The organism is Enterobacter sp. N5-15, assembly GCF_057221635.1.
On record NZ_CM170150.1, the window covers coordinates 3,117,948 to 3,140,643 of the forward strand.

The 22,696-nt window shown below is 59.1% G+C and carries 13 protein-coding genes; 9 read left to right on the plus strand and 4 right to left on the minus strand.

Annotation, left to right across the window (positions count from 1 at the left end; all coding sequences use genetic code 11):
• Positions 1–603 precede the first annotated feature (603 nt).
• Complete coding sequence (locus tag AC2TE5_RS14855; RefSeq protein WP_023312406.1) at positions 604–2,187, plus strand: TerC family protein; 1,584 nt, start codon at positions 604–606, stop codon at positions 2,185–2,187.
• Between the two features lie 130 nt (positions 2,188–2,317).
• Here AC2TE5_RS14855 and asmA read toward each other — a convergent pair whose 3' ends face one another.
• The 3 genes from asmA to udk all read right to left on the minus strand — a co-directional run bounded on the left by asmA (position 2,318) and on the right by udk (position 5,505).
• Positions 2,318–4,168 carry an outer membrane assembly protein AsmA gene (asmA, locus tag AC2TE5_RS14860; RefSeq protein WP_484611907.1) on the minus strand — a complete coding sequence of 617 codons (1,851 nt, stop codon included), beginning with the start codon at positions 4,166–4,168 and terminating at the stop codon, positions 2,318–2,320.
• Positions 4,169–4,190: 22 nt separating this feature from the next.
• Positions 4,191–4,772, minus strand: coding sequence for a dCTP deaminase (gene dcd, locus AC2TE5_RS14865; RefSeq protein ID WP_023312408.1), 582 nt, complete (start codon positions 4,770–4,772; stop codon positions 4,191–4,193).
• A gap of 91 nt (positions 4,773–4,863) precedes the next feature.
• On the minus strand, positions 4,864–5,505 hold the full coding sequence (gene udk / locus AC2TE5_RS14870; protein WP_008500855.1) for a uridine kinase: 642 nt from the start codon (positions 5,503–5,505) through the stop codon (positions 4,864–4,866).
• Positions 5,506–5,849: 344 nt separating this feature from the next.
• Here udk and AC2TE5_RS14875 point away from each other — a divergent pair, with 344 nt between their 5' ends.
• Positions 5,850–9,179 carry a diguanylate cyclase gene (locus AC2TE5_RS14875; RefSeq protein ID WP_484611908.1) on the plus strand — a complete coding sequence of 1,110 codons (3,330 nt, stop codon included), beginning with the start codon at positions 5,850–5,852 and terminating at the stop codon, positions 9,177–9,179.
• Here the strand turns inward: AC2TE5_RS14875 and alkA are convergent.
• Positions 9,144–10,016, minus strand: a complete 873-nt coding sequence (gene alkA, locus AC2TE5_RS14880) for a DNA-3-methyladenine glycosylase 2 (RefSeq protein WP_484611909.1) — start codon at positions 10,014–10,016, stop codon at positions 9,144–9,146. The two genes, AC2TE5_RS14875 and alkA, sit on opposite strands and share 36 nt — an antisense overlap.
• 130 nt (positions 10,017–10,146) lie before the next feature.
• Between alkA and yegD the strand changes: the two genes are divergently transcribed.
• From yegD to baeR, 7 genes are all read left to right on the plus strand, one after another.
• Positions 10,147–11,499: a molecular chaperone gene (yegD, locus tag AC2TE5_RS14885; RefSeq protein ID WP_301508528.1), complete on the plus strand. Its 1,353-nt coding sequence runs from the start codon at positions 10,147–10,149 to the stop codon at positions 11,497–11,499.
• A gap of 212 nt (positions 11,500–11,711) precedes the next feature.
• Positions 11,712–12,914, plus strand: coding sequence for an MdtA/MuxA family multidrug efflux RND transporter periplasmic adaptor subunit (locus tag AC2TE5_RS14890; RefSeq protein ID WP_484611910.1), 1,203 nt, complete (start codon positions 11,712–11,714; stop codon positions 12,912–12,914).
• Positions 12,914–16,036 carry an MdtB/MuxB family multidrug efflux RND transporter permease subunit gene (locus AC2TE5_RS14895; protein WP_484611911.1) on the plus strand — a complete coding sequence of 1,041 codons (3,123 nt, stop codon included), beginning with the start codon at positions 12,914–12,916 and terminating at the stop codon, positions 16,034–16,036. Before AC2TE5_RS14890 ends, AC2TE5_RS14895 begins: the two co-directional genes overlap by 1 nt.
• Positions 16,037–19,114: a multidrug efflux RND transporter permease subunit MdtC gene (gene mdtC, locus AC2TE5_RS14900; RefSeq protein WP_213327991.1), complete on the plus strand. Its 3,078-nt coding sequence runs from the start codon at positions 16,037–16,039 to the stop codon at positions 19,112–19,114.
• Positions 19,115–20,530, plus strand: coding sequence for a multidrug transporter subunit MdtD (gene mdtD / locus AC2TE5_RS14905; RefSeq protein ID WP_484611912.1), 1,416 nt, complete (start codon positions 19,115–19,117; stop codon positions 20,528–20,530).
• On the plus strand, positions 20,527–21,930 hold the full coding sequence (gene baeS, locus AC2TE5_RS14910) for an envelope stress sensor histidine kinase BaeS (RefSeq protein WP_484611913.1): 1,404 nt from the start codon (positions 20,527–20,529) through the stop codon (positions 21,928–21,930). The genes mdtD and baeS overlap by 4 nt, the downstream gene beginning before the upstream one ends.
• On the plus strand, positions 21,927–22,649 hold the full coding sequence (gene baeR / locus AC2TE5_RS14915; protein WP_484611914.1) for an envelope stress response regulator BaeR: 723 nt from the start codon (positions 21,927–21,929) through the stop codon (positions 22,647–22,649). Before baeS ends, baeR begins: the two co-directional genes overlap by 4 nt.
• Positions 22,650–22,696: the final 47 nt, after the last annotated feature.

The following is a 22,696-nucleotide window of genomic DNA, read 5'->3' on the forward strand; positions in this document are numbered from 1 at the left end:
AGAAATATAACTGGCATCAGTCCTAAAAAAAGCTTATTCATCCATTGGCTATTGACAGAATAATCGAGGCTGATTCACACGCTTTCAGGCACGCTACCGCCCTTGGCTTTCAGTTACCAATCCACTGACTAAACAATGTGTTATGGATAGACACCCTCTTGAGCAAGGTCTTCTGGAAATATATCAGTCGCTTGAGAAACCCGACGGATAATGAATAACCATCCCTGAAGACCGAACATTATTAGCAACACCGAGATTTAACATTTGATGCTGGGAGAATTGTTGCAGCTAACCTAATAGCAGGCAAGGAGACAACTGTCCTAATATCAGTTTTTAAGATTAATATTAAGAGCAAATTTTTGACCTTTTAGGAATTTCTTTATATTGACAAAAAGAGACTAAAAACCAGTAACTGCGATATGTCCTAAAATGCTTTCTTTGTAATTAAATATACGTATTTCGCTTATTTACACCCTCTTGAGAATGCTCTCTTTTTTATCCCTCCTATTAAGAGAAATCTCAGCCTGGCATTGCAATTTCCCCCAGCTTTATCCATGATCGAAGTGTGACATTCGTCATATAACAGAAGGTATTGCTATTACTATGGAATGGATTGCCGATCCCTCAATCTGGGCCGGGCTGGTTACGCTGGTCGTCATCGAGCTCGTGCTCGGGATTGATAATCTGGTCTTTATCGCCATCCTCGCTGAAAAACTGCCCCCTTCCCAGCGCGACCGCGCGCGCGTGACGGGTCTGCTGCTGGCGATGGTGATGCGGTTACTGCTGCTGGCCTCTATCTCCTGGCTGGTCACGCTCACTCAGCCTCTGTTCTCCATTCACGGTCTGAGTTTTAGCGCCCGCGATCTCATCATGCTCTTCGGCGGGTTGTTCCTGCTGTTCAAAGCCACGGTAGAACTCAACGAGCGGCTGGAGGGCAAAGACAGCGAGAACCCCACCCAGCGCCGCGGGGCGAAATTCTGGCCGGTAGTGGCGCAAATCGTGGTGCTGGATGCGGTCTTCTCCCTGGACTCGGTGATCACCGCCGTCGGGATGGTGGACCACCTTGCGGTGATGATGGCCGCGGTGATTATTGCCATCACGCTGATGGTCATGGCCAGCAAGGCGCTGACCCGCTTTGTGAACAGTCACCCGACCATCGTGATCCTCTGTCTGAGCTTCCTGCTGATGATTGGCTTTAGCCTGGTGGCCGACGGTTTTGGCTTCCATATTCCGAAAGGCTACCTGTATGCCGCCATCGGATTCTCCGTCATGATTGAAGCGCTTAACCAGCTGGCGATATTTAACCGCCGCCGCTTTCTGTCCGCGAATCAGACCCTGCGTCAGCGCACCGCCGACACGGTTATGCGCCTGTTAAGCGGTAAGAAAGAGGATGCAGAGCTGGACGCCGAATCCTCCGCCATGCTGGCCGATCACAGCGACGGGCTGATCTTCGACCCGCAGGAACGACGGATGATCGAGCGGGTGCTCAATCTGAATCAGCGGACGGTCAGCAGCATCATGACCTCGCGGCATGACATTGAACATATCGACCTGACGGCACCGGAAGAGCACATTCGCGCCCTGCTGGACAAAAACCAGCACACCCGCGTGGTGGTGACCGGCGGTGAAGAGGAAGAGGAGTTGCTGGGCGTGGTGCACGTTATTGACCTGCTCCAGCAGCAGCTGCACGGCGAGGCGCTCAATCTGCGCGTACTGGTCCGCCAGCCGCTGGTTTTCCCGGAGGGACTACCGCTGCTCTCCGCCCTTGAGCAATTCCGTAACGCGCGCACGCACTTTGCCTTTGTGGTGGATGAGTTTGGATCGGTGGAAGGGCTGGTCACGCTCAGCGACGTAATGGAAACCATCGCCGGTAATCTGCCAAACGAGGTGGATGAGATTGACGCCCGCCATGACATTCAGAAAAACGCAGACGGTTCGTGGACGGCTAACGGCCATATGCCGCTGGAAGACCTGGTGCAATACGTGCCGCTGCCGCTGGATGAAAAACGGGAATATCACACTATTGCCGGCCTGCTGATGGAGTATTTGCAGCGTATCCCGCAGCCGGGGGAAGAGGTTCAGGTGGGCGACTATCTGCTCAAAACCCTGCAAATTGAAAACCATCGCGTGCAGAAGGTTCAGCTTATTCCGCTGCGGGATGAGGAAGAACTGGATTTTGAGGTGTAGATAAAACAAAACGGCAACCAGGTTACCGTTTTAGGGTTTGCTCCCTCTCCCGTGGGAGAGGGCTGGGGTGAGGGCATCAGGCCGCACTGGCAGCCGGGTCAGGCGAAGTCGCCACCCGGCACAACGGGCATCAAAGCTTATCCAGCAGCTTCTTCACATCCTTGCCGTCCTGTGAATCTTTATTACGTTCCGCCCAGCCGCTAAGCCGACGTTTCGCTTCATCCTGCAGATGCTTACGCAGGATCTGATCCACCTGGAGGCTGTAATTCAGGGCCTGCCATTTGCCATATACGGTCAGCGGGACCGGCGTCTCTTTCAGGAAGTCGATGAGCTTGCTTTCACCCTGCCAGCCGGAGAGTACCCGCACGTTAAAGCGCGTGTCCGCCGTCTCTTTCACCAGATCCAGCTTACCGTCACCGGTCATTGATAACAGTGAAGAGGTGCCCTGCATACCGTCGAGAGAGAGTTGTCCGTTGTCCAGCGTCAGGTCCGCGGTGAAGCTGTCGAGGCGCGTGGCGCTGTCGTAGTTTTCCTGCGCTTTCACATCGCTACTGCGCTCAACCGCCTGCTGCACCAGCTGCTGGAAGTTAAGCCCTTCCATACGGGAGTTTTTCAGATCAAGATGCGCCTGCCCCTGCCATTCGCGGCGGAAAGCATCGGCATCAATTTTCGTGCCTGAGAAGTCACCCGCAAGCGTCAGCTGCCCCGTCAGGGATATCGGGTAGTTAAACGCTTTCAGGATGGTGCCTATCTCAACGTTGTCGAGACGCGGCTGGAATGCGGCGCTGGCAACGTCTTTACGGACATCCAGCGTGCCGGGCAGCGAGAGGTTCCCTGCACCCATCTTACCGCTCAGTTCGGAGATCACCAGCAAACCGTTATGGTTAAACATCTGGCTGCTCACGTCGGTAAAATCAATACCGCGCCAGCGCAGGCTATTGGCCTTCAGCAGAATATCCGCCGTGAATCCGCGCAGGGCGTTATAGTCAGGTTGATCAAGATTCGACGAGATAACCGGACGCGATACCGGTGCCTGGCTTTGCCCCGTCTGCGTGGCTTCGCTGTCGGTGGCGCTGGCTGGCAGCGGTGGCAGCAGGTTTTCCAGGTTGAGCTTGTCAAACTGCAGATTCAGCACCCACTTCGGCTTCTCTTCCAGCGTGACGCTCGCCTGCCCCTTCAGGCTACTGTCATTTGCCTGCAGGTTGAGGTTATCCAGCTCCAGCTGCTTCTGTTCTTCGCGCCACACGGCCTGCAGCGTTCCCTGCCCGGTGATACCCTGGGTGGGAAGATCGGCCCCCGTCAGCTGCCAGTCCAACTGCTGAATGTCGGCCGTAAGCTGATGCGGATAGTCTGAGGCGTTGACGCTGGCATTCAGCGACAGGGTCAAATCGCGCTGATCGCGATTGATGCGCCCGCTAAACTCCACCGACGCCAGGTGGTGATCGTCCTGTTCCATCTGCAGGTTGATGTTGCGAACGGTTACCTGCTCCTGGTGCTCATGCTGGAAAACCAACACGCTATCGGCAACTTTCAGCTTGCCGATATCAAAGGACCAGCCGGTATCAGACGGTTCATCAGGCAGAGTATTTTCGCGCGGCGCAACCGGCGCATTGGCATCACGCACGGCTTCGGATTGCGGGGTGAGCTGGATCACCGCGCCTTTCAGCATCACCTGTTTAACCTGCAGCTGATGGGAAATGAGCGGGATCAGCGCCACATCAAGGCGCATGTTGTCTGCGGACACCAGCGGCTGGGACGCCCCCGGCGCCGTGAGCGACATGCGGCCAGAGAGAATGCTGAGCTGCGGCCAGACGTGCCAGCGGAGCGGCCCGTCAAGCTTCAGTTGATAACCACTGCGTGCCTCGACCTGCCGCACCATGTAAGCGCGGAAATCGTTGGGGTTAACCAGCAGAACCAACGCCGAAAGGCCGGCCACCAGCACCACCAGCAAAATCATCAGCGTTGTCAGAACTCTTCTCATGGCATCCTCAATGGGCTAACGATCAGTCTTTATCAATACGGCTGGCAACCGCGCCCTGCTGGTCGCGATATTTTGCGTCCTGCCGACGGTTATAAGGACGATCTGCCGGGCCTGACAGCGGTTCAAAACTCAACGCGCCGATCATCATCCCCGGGCGAAGCGCCAGCGGCAATTTACCGGCGTTGAAAAATTCCAGCACGATACGCCCCGACCAGCCCGGATCGATACGGTGCGCGGTCACGTGAACCATCAGCCCCAGTCGCGCCAGCGAAGAACGGCCATCAAGCCAGCCGACGAGGTCCGGAGGCAGGGTGACGGATTCAAACGTCACCGCCAGAGCCAGTTCACCTGGGTGCAGATAAAAGGCTTCGCCCTCGTCGATAACGATTTCGTCACTCATCACGCGATCGAGCGCGGCGCTGACTTCATCCTTCGGCCCGCTAAGGTCAATGAACGGTGCGGTATGGCCGCTAAAGGTGCGGAATTTATTCCCTAACCGTACATCAACGGTCACGCCATTGATACGCTCAACGGGCGGACGTGGGGTAATAGACAAACGGCCTTCATCCAGCCAGGCTTCTATATCGCGATCGCAAAGACGCACGGCACTTTCTCCTTTCATGCATCATACCCTGAGGCGGTAAGCGCTCAGGGTAAAACCAGGTTATCTCTGAACGGTACACAATTCGCGCGGCTTATTCAAAAAACTGGCTGATTTTCGCTTTTAAGATATCAATAGCAATGCGGTTTTTACCCCCGCGCGGCACGATGATATCGGCGTATTGTTTGGATGGCTCAATAAACTGCAGGAACATCGGGCGGACCGTTTTCTGGTATTGCGCCATGACGGAGTCCATCGAACGGCCGCGTTCGTTCACGTCCCGCTTGATGCGGCGCATCAGGCAGATATCCAGCGGGGTATCAACGAAAATCGAGAAGTTCATGGATTCACGCAGGCGGGCGTCGGTCAGCAGCAGGATGCCTTCAAGGATAATGACCTTTTTCGGCTCGATGCGGATGGTTTCCTGGGTGCGGGTGTGTTCTACGTAACTGTAAACGGGCAGCTCAATCGCCTGGCCGCTCTTAAGCGCTTCTAAATGCTGGAACAGCAAGCTGTGATCCATCGCATTGGGGTGGTCATAGTTGGTTTTGACGCGTTCTTCCATCGACAGATGGGATTGATCTTTGTAATAGCTGTCTTCGGGAATGACGCCGATATGCTCATCACCTACTTGTTCACGCAGTTCGCGATAAAGCGTACTGGCAATTAGACTTTTACCTGAAGCCGATGCGCCGGCGATGCCTATAATGACGCACTGATGAGACTTATCAGTCATAAATTTAGCGACCTGATTAACCTGGATGTTAAGGAAGGACGACGCCGGAGCGTCAAACGCGGCAATTATAGGGATTTCGCGGGCGTGATACCAGTCGAATGCACAGGTTCTGCGAGACTGGCCGAAAAGTGGCGATTTATTCCCTGAGTGAAATTTAAATGAACGTTTTTTCAGCGTTTAACCGTTTTTTTCTCACGGAGTCTCTATTTAATAAGTCTGTGGTGTCAAATTCTGAGCGGTCACCATATGAATTGTAAATTGTTTGTACTAGCATAAACCAAATTATCAAATTCACGCGTTCGGACATCTTCCCTGACGGCATGGCGTCTCTGGATAAAGCGGTAATGAATAAACAATACCAGCGGGTTTTGGTTACCACCCCACATCCTTTAATACGACTTGTCTGTCTGGGCCTGGTCACCTTTATCTTTACCTTATTTTCGCTGGAGCTCACCCGGTTCGGCACCCTGCTTGCCCCGCTCTGGTTCCCCACCGCGATTATGATGGTGGCGTTTTACCGCCATGCAGGAAAAATGTGGCCCGGAATTGCCCTGGCCTGTTCGTTCGGCAATATTCTGGCCACCTGGATGCTGTTTTCGTGGGGATCGATAAGCCTCACCTACACCTCAATTAACGTGGTTGAGGCCTTTACCGGCGCCCTATTGCTGCGCAAATTGCTCCCGTGGTACAACCCGCTGCAGAATCTGAATGACTGGGTCCGCGTGGCCATCGGCAGCGCCGTGATACCGCCGCTGGTGGGCGGCGTTCTGGTGTCTCTGCTGGCTCCCGGCCCCGAACCCCTGCGAAATTTCTTCGTCTGGGTGTTGTCCGAAGCCATTGGCGCACTGGCGGTAGTACCGTTGGGACTGTTGTTTAAACCGCACTATCTGCTGCGCCACCGTGACCCGAGACTGCTGCTGGAAACGCTGACCACGCTGGCCGTGACGCTGGCCCTCAGCTGGGCGGCTATCACCTGGCTGCCGTGGCCTTTCACCTGCGTTATCGTTTTGCTTATGTGGAGCGCCGTGCGCCTGCCGCGAATGGAAGCGTTCCTTGTGTTTCTGGTCACCGTGATGGTTGTGTCGCTGATGATTGCCCAAAACCCGGTGGCGCTGACAACCCAGCACGTCGGGCCGATGCTGAACGCCCCCTGGCTGCCGTTCCTGATGCTGCTCCTGCCTGCTAACGTGATGACCATGGTGATGTACGCCTTCCGCGCCGAGCGCAAGCACATCACCGAAAGCGAGGAGCGCTTCCGTAATGCGATGGAGTATTCCGCCATCGGTATGGCGCTGGTCAGCATTGAGGGCAAATGGCTTCAGGCTAACAAGGCGCTGTGCAATTTTCTGGGTTACAGCCAGACCGAGCTCCAGTCGCTGACCTTCCAGCAACTCACCTGGCCGGAAGATCTGCACACCGACCTGGAACAGCTCGAACAGCTGGTAAACGGCGACATCAATACCTACACCCTCGAGAAACGCTACTACACCCGCGACGGAGAAGTGGTCTGGGCGCTGCTTGCCGTCTCCGTCGTGCGTCATGCCGACGGCTCGCCGCTCTATTTTATCGCCCAGATTGAAGACATTAACGACCTGAAGCAGACCGAGTGGGTCAATAAGCGCCTGATGGAGCGCATTACGCTTGCTAACGAAGCGGGCGGCATCGGCATCTGGGAGTGGGATCTGGAGCCAGACATTATCAGCTGGGACAAGCGGATGTTTGAGCTGTATGAAATTCCGCCGCACATCAAGCCCACCTGGCAGCTCTGGCATGACACGATGCTGCCGGAAGATCGTGCCCACGCCGAGAAGGTGCTGCGGGACTCGCTGATTTCCCGTCTGCCGTTTAAGCTGGAATTCCGCATCCGCGTGAAGGAAGGCGTGCGCCACATTCGCTCCCTGGCGAACCGGGTGCTCAATAAGCAGGGTGAAGTCGAACGGCTGCTCGGGATCAACATGGACATGACCGAGGTTAAGCAGCTCAACGAGGCCCTCTTCCAGGAAAAAGAGCGTCTGCACATCACCCTCGATTCCATCGGTGAAGCGGTGCTGTGTACCGATATCAACATGAACGTCACCTTTATGAACCCGGTGGCCGAGAAAATGAGCGGCTGGCTGCAGACCGAGGCTATCGGCCAGCCGATCCTGAAGGTGTTGCACATCACCTTTGGTGAAAAAGGGCCGCTGATGGAGAATATTCACAGCGGCGATATGTCCCGTTCCGATATCGATCAGGACGTGGTGCTGAACTGCCGGACCGGCGGGAATTTTGATATTCACTACAGCATTACGCCGCTCAGCACGCTGGATGGGCAGAATATTGGCTCGGTTATCGTGATTCAGGACGTGACCGAGTCGCGCAAAATGCTGCGACAGCTGAGCTATAGCGCCTCCCACGATGCCCTGACCCACCTGGCAAACCGGGTGAGCTTCGAAAATCATCTCAAACGACTCCTGCAGACCGTTCGCGAAACGCGCCAGCGTCATGCTCTGGTCTTTATCGATCTCGATCGCTTCAAAGCCGTCAACGATTCTGCAGGCCACGCGGCGGGCGATGCCCTGCTGCGGGAACTCTCTTCCCTGATGTTGACCATGCTCCGCTCCAGCGACGTGCTGGCGCGTCTGGGCGGGGATGAGTTCGGGTTACTGCTACCGGACTGCAATATTGAAAGCGCGCGCTATATCGCCGGGCGCCTGATCCACACGATCAATGACTATCACTTTATGTGGGAAGGCCGCCTGCACCGGATCGGCGCCAGCGCAGGTATCACGCTGATTGATGAAAATAACCATCAGGCATCGGAAGTGATGTCCCAGGCGGATATTGCCTGTTATGCCTCAAAAAACAGCGGGCGCGGCATGGTGACGGTTTACGAACCCCAGCAGGAGCGGGATCACAACACGCGCAGCATGATGTCGCTTGATGAACAGTGGCACATGATTAAAGACAATCATCTGCTGATGATTGCCCGCAGCGTCGCCTCTCCGCGCATCCCGGAAAGCAGTAATTTCTGGCTGCTGTCGTTACGCCTGTGGACCAGCCAGGGCGAAGTCCAGGAGGAGCATGCGTTCCGCTCGGGCCTGGCGGAGCCTGAGCTTTTGCACGCCCTCGACAGACGTATTTTTAATGAGTTTTTCCGCGCCTCTGCCGCACAGATCGCCAGTAAAGGCATGGGGGTGGCTCTGCCGCTTTCTGAGGCCGGTTTAGCCAGCGTAACGCTGGTTGATGAACTTCTCGACCTGCTGGATAAAAGCCCCATGCCGGGCCGTCTCCTGCATCTGGTTATCTCTGCCGACGTGGTGTGCAGCCCGGATAAAAACCTGCAGCGGAGTCTGCAAAAGCTTCGCCAGGCGGGCTGCCGCGTGATCTTCAGCCAGGTAGGCCGCGACATGAACGTCTTCACCCATCTGACCGCCAATATGGCCGACTATCTGATGCTGGACGCGGAGGTGGTAAGCAACGTGTATGGCAATCTGATGGATGAGATGATGGTGACCATTGTGCAGGGCCACGCCCAGCGTCTGGGAATGAAAACCATCGCGGGCCCCTGCAACCAGCCCATCATGATGGATACGCTCTCCGGCATCGGCATTGATTTTATCTTTGGTGACACCATCGCCGAGCCGCAGCCGCTGGATCTACTGCTCAATACCAGCTATTTCGCCATCAACTGACGGCGTCCAGCCGTCGGTATACCAGATGTGCAGCAGCGCGTAAGAGCGCCACGGCCGCCAGCGCTCGGCATAACGACGAATTTGCGCGGGCGTCATCCCGGCAAAGCGTTGCTTAATCAGATAATCATCCGGCAGAAAGACATCTTTCGCCTGCCAGCCGCGCAGGGCCAGGTAGTTTGCCGTCCAGCGCCCTATTCCCGGCCGCTGCTGTAGCGCTTTCATTCCGGCCTCAATATTCGCGGGCGGGAAAAGCGGAAACGTCCCGTCGATGACCGACTGTGCCAGATGAATTAACGATTCCGCCCGCTTTACCGGCATCCCTAACGCTTTCAGCGCCAGCGGGTCCGCTGCCGCCAGCGCGTCCGGCGTGGGGAAGCAGAGATAGCCCGGACAATCCGCAATCGGTTCGCCGCACAGCGCCACCACGCGCGATGCCAGTTTCGCCGCCATCGCCACGCTCACCAGCTGTCCGAGGATCGCCCGGACGCCCTGCTCGTACGCATCCATCGCCCCCGGCAAACGCAAGCCTGGCCGGGCAGCACCGAGGTCGCCCAGCGTATCCGCGACGTGCTGCGGGTTGCAGGCGAGATCGAACAGGCGTTCGATGCGTTCAAGGCACGTCTGCGCAACCGGGATTAACCCGGGACTGAGCGTCACGGTCAGCGTATGGGTGGCGATTTCCGGCGTGACGCGAAATATCCCCTGATGCCCTTCGCAGGCAAAACTGCGCTCGTAGTAGTCGTTTGTGACGGTTTCAATGCCCGTCACCGCACGCGCGCCAAGAAAGCCAAACATCCACTGCCAGTCGTAAGGGGGTTGCCAGTTCAGGGTGTACATCGTTGCTCCTTTTTTGTTCTTATCAGCATAAACGGAAAGACCTTGTATTGCCTTGCTTTCATATTCCTGTTGTCGCCATGAAGACATTTCGTTAAAGTCTCGCCCCTTCTCACTGGCATGGGGATTTATCGTGTTTATTGGATTCGACTACGGTACGGCAAACTGCTCGGTTGCGATTATGCAAAACGGGCAGCCACAGCTCCTGAAAATGGAAAAAGAGAGCACGCTGCTGCCCTCAATGCTCTGCGCGCCGACGCGTGAAGCGGTAAGCGAATGGCTGTTCCGCCACCATCAGGTTCCGGCCACGGCGGCGGAGACCCAGGCGCTGCTGCGCCGTGCGGTCAGCTTTAACCGCGAGGAAGACATCGACGTATCGCCGTCCAGCGTGCAGTTCGGCCTCTCTTCGCTCGGGCACTACATTGAAGACCCGGAAGAGGTCTACTTCGTTAAGTCGCCAAAATCCTTCCTCGGCGCCAGCGGGCTGAAGCCGCAGCAGGTGGCGATGTTCGAAGACCTGGTGTGCGCGATGATGCTGCACATACGCAATCAGGCGCAGACGCAGGTCTCCGATGCGATTACCCAGGCGGTCATTGGCCGCCCGATCAACTTCCAGGGGCTGGGCGGCGACGAGGCCAACCAGCAGGCGCAGGGGATCCTTGAACGCGCGGCGCACCGGGCAGGCTTCCGCGACGTGGTGTTCCAGTACGAGCCGGTTGCGGCGGGGCTGGATTTTGAAGCCACGCTGACGGAAGAGAAGCGCGTGTTAGTCGTGGATATCGGCGGGGGCACAACGGACTGCTCGCTGCTGCTGATGGGACCGCAGTGGCATAACCGTCGCGACCGCGAAAACAGCCTGTTGGGGCACAGCGGCTGCCGCGTAGGCGGTAACGATCTCGATATCGCCCTGGCATTCAAGAGCCTGATGCCGCTGCTGGGCATGGGCGGTCAGACGGAAAAAGGCATCGCCCTGCCGATCCTGCCGTGGTGGAACGCGATCGCCATTAACGACGTGCCTGCGCAGAGTGATTTTTACAGCACCGCGAACGGCCGCTTCCTTAACGATCTGGTGCGCGACGCGCAGGACGCCGAAAAAGTCGCCCTGCTGTACAAAGTGTGGCGTCAGCGCCTGAGCTACCGCGTAGTGCGTACTGCCGAAGAGAGCAAAATTGCCCTTTCCGACCGTACCGAGCATGCGGTCTCCTTGCCGTTTATCAGCGACGATCTGGCCACCGCGATTTCGCAGGACGGGCTGGAGACGGCGCTCGCGCAGCCGCTGCAGCGTATTCTGGAGCAGGTGCAGCTGGCGCTGGAGAACGGTAAAGAGAAGCCGGACGTTATCTACCTGACCGGGGGGAGCGCCCGTTCCCCGCTGATCAAGAAAGCGCTGGCGGAACAGCTGCCGGGCATTCCGATTGCCGGTGGGGATGACTTTGGCTCCGTTACCGCAGGGCTGGCGCGCTGGGCGCAGGTGATGTTTAGCTAGTGCGGTTGCGGTGCGGTCTGGTGCCCTCACCCCGGCCCTCTCCCACAGGGAGAGGGAGAAAACACCAAAAACGGCAACGGATGTTGCCGTTTTGCTTTTACCTCCATTCAGACCATTCCTGACAGTCTTCCATATTTCCTCCATTTTTCCGCTGTGTTAGCTGACTAAACTAGTATCATTCCCCGAAGTATTCAGGATGAGAACGTATAACGATGAAAGGCAGTAACAAATCCCGCTGGGCAATCGCCGCTGGCATCATTGTGGTGGTCCTTGCCGCCGCCTGGTACTGGCACAGTCAATCCGCGAACTCCGCCGCTCCCGCCGGTGCCAGCAGTCAGGTACAGCGCCCGGCAGGCGGAGGGCGTCACGGCATGCGCGGCGGCGCGCTGGCGCCGGTCCAGGCGGCGACGGCGGTCAATAAAGCCGTTCCTCGCTATCTTACCGGTCTCGGAACCATTACCGCCGCCAACACCGTGACGGTGCGCAGCCGCGTCGACGGTCAGCTTCAGGCCATTCACTTCCAGGAAGGGCAGCAGGTCAAAGCGGGCGATCTGCTGGCGGAAATCGACCCGAGCCAGTTTAAGGTCGCCCTCGCCCAGGCGCAGGGGCAGCTCGCAAAAGACAAAGCCACCCTCGCCAACGCCCGTCGCGATTTGGCGCGCTACCAGCAGCTGGTGAAAACCAACCTCGTGTCTCGTCAGGAGCTGGATACCCAGCAGTCGCTGGTCAGCGAAACGCAGGGCACCATCAAAGCCGACGAGGCCGCCGTGGCCAGCGCCCAGCTGCAGCTCGACTGGAGCCGCATCACCGCGCCGATTGACGGGCGCGTGGGCCTGAAGCAGGTCGATATTGGCAACCAGATCTCCAGCGGCGACACCACGGGCATCGTGGTGATCACCCAGACTCACCCGATTGATTTAGTCTTTACCCTGCCGGAAAGCGACATTGCGACCGTGGTGCAGGCGCAGAAATCCGGTAAAGGCCTGGTGGTGGAAGCCTGGGACCGCAGCAACAAGCAGAAGCTGAGCGAAGGCTCTCTGCTCAGCCTGGATAACCAGATCGATACCACCACCGGCACCATCAAGCTAAAGGCGCGCTTTAACAACCAGGACGATGCCCTCTTCCCGAACCAGTTCGTCAACGCGCGCATGCTGGTCGCGACCGAAGAGAACGCGGTGGTGATCCCAACGGCTGCCCTGCAGATGGGTAACGAAGGTAACTTCGTCTGGGTACTTAACAGCGACAATAAGGTCAGTAAACATCTGGTGAAAACCGGTATCCAGGACAGCCAGACGGTGGTCATCGCCGCAGGCCTTTCCGCAGGCGACCGCGTGGTCACCGACGGCATTGACCGTCTGACCGAAGGGGCCAAAGTGGAAGTGGTTGAACCTGCGAAACAGGGAGAGAAATCCTGATGCAGGTGATGCCCCCAGGCTCTACAGGCGGGCCGTCACGCCTGTTTATCCTCCGTCCTGTCGCCACCACGCTGCTGATGGTGGCGATCCTGCTCGCCGGGATTATCGGCTATCGCTTCCTGCCCGTGTCGGCGCTGCCGGAGGTGGATTACCCAACGATTCAGGTTGTCACTCTCTATCCCGGGGCCAGCCCGGACGTGGTGACGTCCGCCATTACCGCCCCGCTGGAGCGCCAGTTTGGGCAGATGTCTGGCCTGAAGCAGATGTCTTCGCAAAGCTCCGGCGGGGCATCCGTCGTGACGCTGCAGTTCCAGCTGACGCTGTCGCTGGACGTCGCCGAGCAGGAAGTACAGGCCGCCATCAACGCCGCCACCAACCTGCTGCCGTCTGACCTGCCTAACCCGCCGGTCTACAGCAAGGTGAACCCGGCGGATCCGCCGATCATGACGCTTGCCGTGACTTCCTCCGCCATGCCGATGACCCAGGTCGAGGACATGGTCGAAACGCGCGTGGCGCAGAAAATTTCACAGGTCTCCGGCGTCGGCCTCGTCACTCTCGCAGGCGGCCAGCGTCCCGCCGTGCGCGTGAAGCTGAACGCGCAGGCGATTGCCGCGCTGGGCCTGACCAGCGAAACCATCCGCACCGCCATCAGCAGTGCCAACGTTAACTCGGCAAAAGGCTCGCTGGACGGCCCCACCCGCGCCGTGACGCTCTCTGCCAACGATCAGATGCAGTCCGCCGATGAATACCGCCAGCTGATTATTGCTTACCAGAACGGCGCTCCGGTGCGTCTGGGCGACGTGGCGACCGTGGAGCAAGGTGCGGAAAACAGCTGGCTCGGCGCCTGGGCCAACAGGCAGCAGGCGATCGTGATGAACGTGCAGCGCCAGCCGGGCGCTAACATCATCGAAACCGCCGACAGCATCCGCACCATGCTGCCGCAGCTGATCGAAAGCCTGCCGAAGTCGGTCAGCGTGAAGGTGCTTTCCGACCGCACCACGAACATTCGCGCATCGGTTACCGACACCCAGTTTGAGCTGATGCTGGCCATTGCGCTGGTCGTCATGATCATCTATCTGTTCCTGCGCAACGTTCCGGCAACCATTATTCCCGCCGTCGCCGTGCCGCTCTCGCTGGTCGGGACCTTTGCGGTGATGGTGTTCCTCGATTTTTCGATTAACAACCTGACGCTGATGGCGCTCACCATCGCCACCGGATTCGTGGTGGATGACGCCATCGTCGTTATCGAGAACATTTCGCGCTATATCGAGAAAGGTGAAAAACCGCTGGCCGCCGCGCTGAAGGGCGCGGGCGAAATCGGCTTTACCATTATCTCGCTGACCTTCTCGCTGATTGCGGTGCTGATCCCGCTGCTGTTTATGGGCGATATCGTCGGGCGGCTGTTCCGCGAGTTTGCCGTGACGCTGGCGGTCGCCATTTTGATCTCCGCCGTGGTGTCGCTGACCCTGACGCCGATGATGTGCGCCCGCATGCTGAGCCACGAGTCCCTGCGCAAGCAAAACCGCTTCTCGCGCGCCTCCGAGCGCATGTTCGAGCGGATTATTGCCGCCTACGGTCGCGTGCTGGCGAAAGTGCTTAATCATCCGTGGGCAACGCTCGGCGTGGCGCTGGGAACCCTGGCGCTCAGCGTGATGCTGTGGATTTTCATTCCAAAAGGTTTCTTCCCCATCCAGGACAACGGCATTATTCAGGGCACGCTTCAGGCCCCGCAGTCGGTCTCCTTCGCCAATATGGCCCAGCGCCAGCAGCAGGTGTCGGAGATCGTCATGAAAGATCCGGCGGTGGAGAGCCTGACTTCCTACGTGGGCGTCGACGGCACCAACCCGTCGCTCAACAGCGCGCGTCTGCAGATCAACCTCAAGCCGCTGGATGAACGCGACGACCGCGTCAACGCCGTCATTGAGCGTCTGCAAAACGCCGTCGCGCGCGTGCCGGGCGTTGAGCTTTACCTGCAGCCGATTCAGGATTTGACCATTGATACCCAGGTCAGCCGCACGCAGTACCAGTTCACGCTGCAGGCCACCTCGCTGGACGCGCTCAGCACCTGGGTGCCGCAGCTGGTGAATAAGCTTAACACCCTGCCGCAGCTCGCCGACGTCAGCAGCGACTGGCAGGACAAAGGGCTGGCGGCGTACGTGAACGTCAACCGCGATACCGCCAGCCGTCTGGGCATTACCATGTCGGATGTGGACAACGCCCTGTACAACGCCTTCGGCCAGCGCCTGATCTCCACCATCTACACCCAGGCCAACCAGTATCGCGTGGTGCTGGAGCACAACACGGATAACACGCCCGGCCTGGCGGGGCTGGACTCGGTGCGCCTGACCGGTAAAGACGGCGGTATTGTGCCGCTGAGCGCTATCGCCACGGTGGAAGAACGCTATACCCCGCTGTCGATCAACCATCTGGATCAGTTCCCGTCCACCACCATCTCCTTCAACGTGCCGGACAATTATTCTCTCGGCGAAGCGGTGGAGGCCATTCAGGCTGCGGAAAAAGAGCTCAGCTTCCCGTCCGATATTCAGACCCAGTTCCAGGGCAGCACGCTGGCGTTTCAGGCCGCGCTGGGTAACACCATCTGGCTGATCGTCGCGGCGGTCGTGGCGATGTACATCGTGCTCGGGGTCCTGTACGAAAGCTTTATCCACCCGATCACCATCCTCTCTACCCTGCCGACGGCGGGCGTGGGGGCGCTGCTCGCATTGATGCTGGCGGGCAGCGAGCTGGACGTTATTGCCATCATCGGCATTATCCTGCTTATCGGGATCGTGAAGAAAAACGCCATCATGATGATCGACTTCGCCCTGGCTGCCGAGCGCGAGCAGGGCATGTCGCCGCGCGATGCCATCTTCCAGGCCTGTCTGCTGCGTTTCCGTCCGATCCTGATGACCACGCTGGCCGCCCTGCTGGGCGCGCTGCCGCTGATGCTCAGCACCGGTGTCGGCGCGGAGCTGCGCCGTCCGCTGGGTATCGGCATGGTCGGCGGTCTGCTGGTGAGCCAGGTGCTCACGCTCTTCACTACGCCGGTGATCTACCTGCTGTTTGACCACCTGGCGCTGTGGACCAAAAGCCGCTTTCCGAAACGTGAAGAGGAGGCATAAGTGAAGTTTTTCGCCCTCTTCATTTACCGCCCGGTGGCGACGATTTTAATCTCGCTCGCCATTACCCTCTGCGGCGTGCTGGGCTTCCGGCTGCTGCCGGTGGCGCCGCTGCCGCAGGTGGATTTCCCGGTGATCATGGTCAGCGCCTCGCTGCCGGGTGCGTCACCGGAGACCATGGCCTCGTCGGTTGCCACGCCGCTGGAGCGTTCCCTTGGGCGGATTGCGGGGGTCAACGAGATGACCTCCAGCAGCTCGCTGGGCAGCACGCGCATCATTCTGGAGTTCAGCTTCGACCGGGATATTAACGGTGCGGCACGCGACGTGCAGGCGGCCATCAACGCCGCACAAAGCCTGCTGCCGAGCGGAATGCCGAGCCGCCCAACCTACCGCAAGGCCAACCCGTCCGATGCGCCAATCATGATCCTGACGCTGACCTCGGATACGTACTCGCAGGGGCAGCTTTACGACTTTGCGTCTACCCAACTGGCGCAGACAATCTCACAAATTAACGGCGTCGGTGACGTGAGCGTTGGCGGAAGTTCCCTGCCCGCCGTGCGCGTGGGCCTAAACCCGCAGGCGCTGTTCAACCAGGGCGTGTCGCTTGATGACGTGCGCTCCGCCATCAGCACGGCTAACGTCCGCAAGCCGCAAGGGGCGATTGAGGACGGTAGCCACCGCTGGCAGATCCACACTAACGACGAGCTGAAAACCGCAGCGGAATATCAGCCGCTCATTATTCATTACAACAACGGCGCGGCGGTGCGCTTGAGCGATGTCGCCAGCGTCACCGACTCGGTGCAGGACGTGCGTAACGCCGGGATGACCAACGCTAAACCGGCCATTCTGCTGATGATCCGCAAGCTGCCGGAAGCGAACATTATTGAGACGGTGAACAGCATTCGCGCCCGTCTTCCGGACCTGCAGGAGACCATCCCGGCAGCAATCGATCTGCAAATTGCGCAGGATCGCTCCCCGACCATTCGCGCCTCGCTTGAAGAGGTGGAGCAAACGCTGATTATCTCCGTCGCGCTGGTGATCCTGGTGGTCTTCCTGTTCCTGCGCTCCGGCCGCGCGACGCTTATCCCGGCGGTGGCCGTGCCGGTCTCGCTGATCGGGACCTTTGCCGCCATGTACCTGTGCGGGTTTAGCCTCAACAACCTGTCGCTGATGGCCCTGACGATTGCCACGGGCTTCGTGGTGGATGATGCCATCGTGGTGCTGGAAAACATTTCCCGCCACCTGGAAGCGGGCGTGAAGCCGCTGCAGGCTGCCCTGCAGGGCACGCGCGAGGTGGGCTTTACGGTGCTCTCCATGAGCCTGTCGCTGGTGGCGGTATTCCTGCCGCTGCTGCTGATGGGCGGTCTGCCGGGCCGGCTGCTGCGCGAGTTTGCCGTCACCCTCTCCGTCGCCATCGGGATTTCGCTGGTTATCTCCTTAACGCTGACGCCAATGATGTGCGGCTGGATGCTCAAGCGCAGCAAACCCCATTCGCAGCCGCGACGCAAAGGCTTTGGTCGCTTCCTGATGGCGATGCAGGAAGGCTACGGCAAATCGCTGAAGTGGGTGCTGAACCATACGCGGCTGGTTGGCCTGGTGCTGATCGGCACCATCGTGCTCAACGTCTGGATGTACATCACCATCCCGAAAACCTTCTTCCCCGAGCAGGACACCGGCGTGCTGATGGGGGGGATTCAGGCGGACCAGAGCATTTCGTTCCAGGCGATGCGCGGCAAGCTGCAGGACTTTATGAAGATCATTCGTGAAGACAAAGCCGTGGATAACGTCACCGGCTTTACCGGCGGGTCACGCGTTAACAGCGGGATGATGTTTATTACCCTGAAACCGCGCGGCGAACGCAACGAAACCGCCCAGCAGGTGATTGACCGCCTGCGGGTGAAGCTCGCCAAAGAGCCGGGGGCAAACCTGTTTTTGATGGCCGTTCAGGATATCCGCGTCGGCGGCCGTCAGGCGAACGCCAGCTATCAGTACACGTTGCTCTCGGACGATTTAGCCGCCCTGCGCGAGTGGGAGCCGAAGATCCGCAAGGCGCTGGCCGCCCTGCCGGAGCTGGCGGACGTCAACTCCGATCAGCAGGACAACGGCGCCGAGATGGCCCTGACCTACGACCGCGAAACCATGTCGCGGCTGGGCATTAACGTTGAAGCCGCCAACAGCCTGCTGAACAACGCCTTCGGCCAGCGCGAGATCTCCACCATCTACCAGCCGATGAACCAGTACAAGGTGGTGATGGAAGTCGATCCGCGCTACACCCAGGACATCAGCGCGCTGGACAAAATGTTTGTGATTAACAACGACGGCAAGGCGATTCCGCTCTCCTACTTTGCCAGCTGGCAGCCTGCCAACGCGCCGCTGTCGGTAAACCATCAGGGGCTTTCGGCGGCGTCGACCATCTCCTTTAACCTGCCCGCCGGTTCGTCGCTTTCTGAGGCCAGCGACGCAATCAACCGCGCGATGACGCAGCTTGGCGTGCCGTCCACCGTGCGCGGCAGCTTTGCCGGGACCGCGCAGGTGTTCCAGGAGACGATGAACTCGCAGGTGATTTTGATTCTGGCCGCCATCGCCACGGTCTATATTGTGCTGGGCGTGCTGTATGAGAGCTACGTTCACCCGCTGACCATTCTCTCAACGCTGCCGTCGGCGGGCGTGGGGGCGCTGCTGGCGCTGGAGCTGTTCGGCGCGCCGTTCAGCCTTATCGCGCTCATCGGGATCATGCTGTTAATCGGCATTGTGAAGAAAAACGCGATCATGATGGTCGATTTCGCCCTGGACGCCCAGCGCAACGGCAATCTGTCGCCGGAAGAGGCGATCTTCCAGGCCTGCCTGCTGCGTTTTCGTCCGATCATGATGACCACCCTGGCGGCGCTGTTTGGCGCGCTGCCGCTGGTTATCTCGGGCGGAGACGGCTCAGAGCTGCGCCAGCCGCTGGGGATCACCATTGTCGGCGGCCTGGTCATGAGCCAGCTGCTGACGCTGTACACCACGCCGGTGGTCTATCTGTTCTTCGACCGCCTGCGGCTGCGCTTTTCGCGTAAAAACAGAACCACGGTGACCGAGTAGATGACCGATCTCCCCGCTAACGTTCGCTGGCAGCTATGGATAGTCGCATTCGGCTTCTTTATGCAGTCGCTGGATACGACCATCGTCAACACCGCCCTCCCCTCCATGGCGAAAAGCCTGGGGGAGAGCCCGCTGCATATGCATATGGTGATTGTCTCCTACGTGCTGACGGTTGCCGTGATGCTGCCTGCCAGCGGCTGGCTGGCGGACAAAGTGGGGGTGCGGAATATCTTCTTTACCGCCATCGTGCTGTTTACCACCGGCTCGCTGTTTTGCGCCCAGGCCAACACCCTCGACCAGCTGGTGATGGCGCGCGTGCTGCAGGGCGTTGGCGGGGCGATGATGGTGCCCGTCGGGCGGCTAACGGTGATGAAGATTGTGCCGCGCGAGCAGTATATGGCGGCGATGACCTTTGTGACCCTGCCCGGTCAGGTGGGGCCGCTGCTGGGCCCGGCGCTCGGCGGCATTCTGGTGGAGTACGCCTCCTGGCACTGGATCTTCTTAATCAATCTTCCTGTTGGCATCATCGGCGCCATCGCCACCCTGACGCTGATGCCGAACTACAAAATGCAGACGCGGCGCTTTGATTTCTTTGGCTTTATTCTGCTGGCGGTGGGCATGGCAACGCTTACCCTGGCGCTCGACGGGCAAAAAGGACTGGGGATTTCGCCCCTGACGCTCGGGCTCCTGATCGCGCTCGGCGTTACCGCCATACTGTGGTACCTGTGGCATGCCAGAGGTAACGATAAGGCGCTGTTCAGCCTGAACCTGTTTAAAAACCCGACCTACCGCCTTGGCCTGTTCGGCAGCTTCGCCGGGCGCGTCGGCAGCGGCATGCTGCCGTTTATGACGCCCGTTTTCCTGCAAATCGGGATGGGATTTTCGCCCTTCCACGCGGGCCTGATGATGATCCCGATGGTGCTCGGCAGCATGGGAATGAAGCGCATCGTGGTGCAGGTCGTGAACCGCTTTGGCTACCGTCACGTGCTGGTCACCGCCACGCTGGGGCTGGCGCTGGTGAGTCTGGTGTTTATGGCCGTGGCGCTGATGGGCTGGTACTACGTTCTGCCGCTGGTGCTGTTCTGCCAGGGGATCGTCAACTCCATGCGCTTCTCGTCGATGAATACCCTGACGCTGAAGGACCTGCCGGACGATCTGGCGAGCAGCGGCAACAGCCTGCTGTCGATGATCATGCAGCTCTCAATGAGCGTCGGGGTGACCATCGCCGGTTTACTGCTCGGCATGTACGGCCAGCACCACCTCAGCGTCGACACGCCGGTGGCGCATCAGGTCTTTTTATATACCTATCTCAGCATGGCGGTCATCATCGCCCTGCCCGCTTTCATCTTCGCCAGAGTGCCGGATGATACCAGCAAGAACGTCGTGATTAGGCGCGGCAAAAGGAGTGGCTCATGAAATTCTGGCGTCCGGGCATTACCGGCAAGCTCTTCGTGGCGATCTTTGCCACCTGTATCGTCCTGCTGGTCACCATGCACTGGGCGGTGCGGATCAGCTTTGAGCGCGGTTTTATTGATTACATCAAGCATGGCAATGAACAGCGTTTACAGGGCTTAAGCGATGCGCTGAGTGAACAGTACGCCCAGCATGGCAACTGGCGTTTTCTGCGCAATAACGACCGCTTTATTTTCCAGATCCTGCGCTCGCTGGAGCACGATACCGGTGACGATCGCCCGGGGCCAGGCATGCCGCCGCACGGCTGGCGCACCCAGTTCTGGGTGATTGACCAGGACATGCGCACGCTGGTGGGCCCGCGCGCGCCGATACCGCCGGACGGCACCCGTCGTGCGATCAAAGTCAATAATGCGACAGTCGGCTGGGTTATCGCCTCTCCGGTGGAGCGCCTGACGCGCAACACCGACATCAACTTTGACCGCCAGCAGCGTCGGACAAGCTGGCTGATTGTTGCCCTCTCCACCCTGCTCGCCGCGCTCGCCACCTTCCCGCTGGCGCGCGGCCTGCTTGCTCCGGTGAAACGGCTGGTCGAAGGCACGCACAAGCTGGCCGCCGGGGATTTCACCACCCGCGTCGATACCCGCAGCCAGGACGAGCTGGGCAAGCTGGCGCAGGATTTTAACCAGCTCGCCAGCACGCTGGAGAAGAACCAGCAGATGCGCCGCGACTTTATGGCCGATATTTCTCACGAGCTGCGCACACCGCTGGCGGTGCTGCGCGGCGAGCTGGAGGCCATTCAGGACGGCGTTCGCCAGTTTACGCCCGAATCGGTGGCCTCTCTGCAGGCGGAGGTGGGGACGCTCACCAAGCTGGTGGACGACCTCCACCAGCTCTCCATGTCCGACGAAGGCGCGCTGGCCTACCAGAAAGCGCCGGTGGACGTGATTAACATTCTGGAAGTGATCAGCGGCGCCTTCCGCGAGCGGTTTGCCAGCCGCAACCTGACAATCGAACACTCCCTGCCGGACAGCGCGGTGGTGTTTGGCGACAAAGACCGGCTGATGCAGCTGTTCAATAACCTGCTGGAAAACAGCCTGCGCTACACCGACAGCGGCGGCGGGCTGCACATCTCCGGCAGGCAGGAAAACGGGCGCTTTGCCCTCACCTTCGCGGATTCCGCCCCCGGCGTGCAGGACGCGCAGCTGGAAAAACTGTTTGAACGTTTCTACCGTACCGAAGGCTCCCGCAACCGCGCTAGCGGCGGTTCCGGCCTGGGGCTGGCGATTTGCGTTAACATCGTCGAGGCGCATAATGGCACGATCCGCGCCGCCCATTCGCCTTTTGGCGGGGTTAGCATTACAGTAGAGTTACCTCTGGAACGGGATTTATCGAGAGAAGTATGACCGAGTTACCGATTGACGAAAACACGCCGCGCATTTTGATTGTGGAAGACGAGCCCAAGCTTGGGCAGCTGCTGATCGACTATTTACGCGCGGCCAGCTACGCCCCGTCGCTGATCAGTCACGGCGATAAAGTGCTGGCATACGTGCGCCAGTCCCCGCCGGATCTGATCCTGCTGGATTTAATGCTGCCGGGCGTTGACGGACTGACGCTGTGCCGGGAAATTCGTCGCTTCTCCGACGTGCCGATCGTCATGGTCACCGCCAAAATTGAAGAGATTGACCGCCTGCTGGGTCTCGAAATTGGCGCAGACGATTACATCTGCAAACCCTACAGCCCGCGTGAAGTGGTCGCCCGCGTGAAAACCATTCTGCGCCGCTGCAGGCCGCAGCGCGAGCTTCAGGTGCTCGACGCCGAAAGCCCGCTGATTGTGGATGAAAGCCGCTTCCAGGCGAGCTGGCGCAGCAAGCTGCTGGATCTGACGCCTGCGGAGTTCCGTCTGCTGAAAACCCTCTCCCACGAGCCGGGGAAAGTCTTTTCCCGCGAACAGCTGCTGAACCACCTGTATGACGATTACCGCGTCGTGACCGACCGCACCATCGACAGCCATATCAAAAACCTGCGCCGCAAGCTGGAGGCGCTGGACGCCGAGCAGTCGTTTATTCGCGCGGTGTATGGCGTGGGGTATCGCTGGGAAGCGGATGCGTGCAGGATTACCTAGCCAGCCGCGGATCAATGTAGGCCGGGTAAGGCGAAGCCGCCATCCGG

What these genes read in the sequence shown, in the direction of transcription:
- AC2TE5_RS14875 (WP_484611908.1), top strand. Translation starts at nt 5,850, where the DNA reads ATGAATAAACAATACCAGCGGGTTTTGGTTACCACCCCACATCCTTTA.
- baeS (WP_484611913.1), top strand. Translation starts at nt 20,527, where the DNA reads ATGAAATTCTGGCGTCCGGGCATTACCGGCAAGCTCTTCGTGGCGATC.
- mdtD (WP_484611912.1), top strand. Translation starts at nt 19,115, where the DNA reads ATGACCGATCTCCCCGCTAACGTTCGCTGGCAGCTATGGATAGTCGCA.
- baeR (WP_484611914.1), top strand. Translation starts at nt 21,927, where the DNA reads ATGACCGAGTTACCGATTGACGAAAACACGCCGCGCATTTTGATTGTG.
- AC2TE5_RS14855 (WP_023312406.1), top strand. Translation starts at nt 604, where the DNA reads ATGGAATGGATTGCCGATCCCTCAATCTGGGCCGGGCTGGTTACGCTG.
- alkA (WP_484611909.1), bottom strand. Translation starts at nt 10,016, where the DNA reads ATGTACACCCTGAACTGGCAACCCCCTTACGACTGGCAGTGGATGTTT.
- udk (WP_008500855.1), bottom strand. Translation starts at nt 5,505, where the DNA reads ATGACTGATAAGTCTCATCAGTGCGTCATTATAGGCATCGCCGGCGCA.
- AC2TE5_RS14895 (WP_484611911.1), top strand. Translation starts at nt 12,914, where the DNA reads ATGCAGGTGATGCCCCCAGGCTCTACAGGCGGGCCGTCACGCCTGTTT.
- asmA (WP_484611907.1), bottom strand. Translation starts at nt 4,168, where the DNA reads ATGAGAAGAGTTCTGACAACGCTGATGATTTTGCTGGTGGTGCTGGTG.
- AC2TE5_RS14890 (WP_484611910.1), top strand. Translation starts at nt 11,712, where the DNA reads ATGAAAGGCAGTAACAAATCCCGCTGGGCAATCGCCGCTGGCATCATT.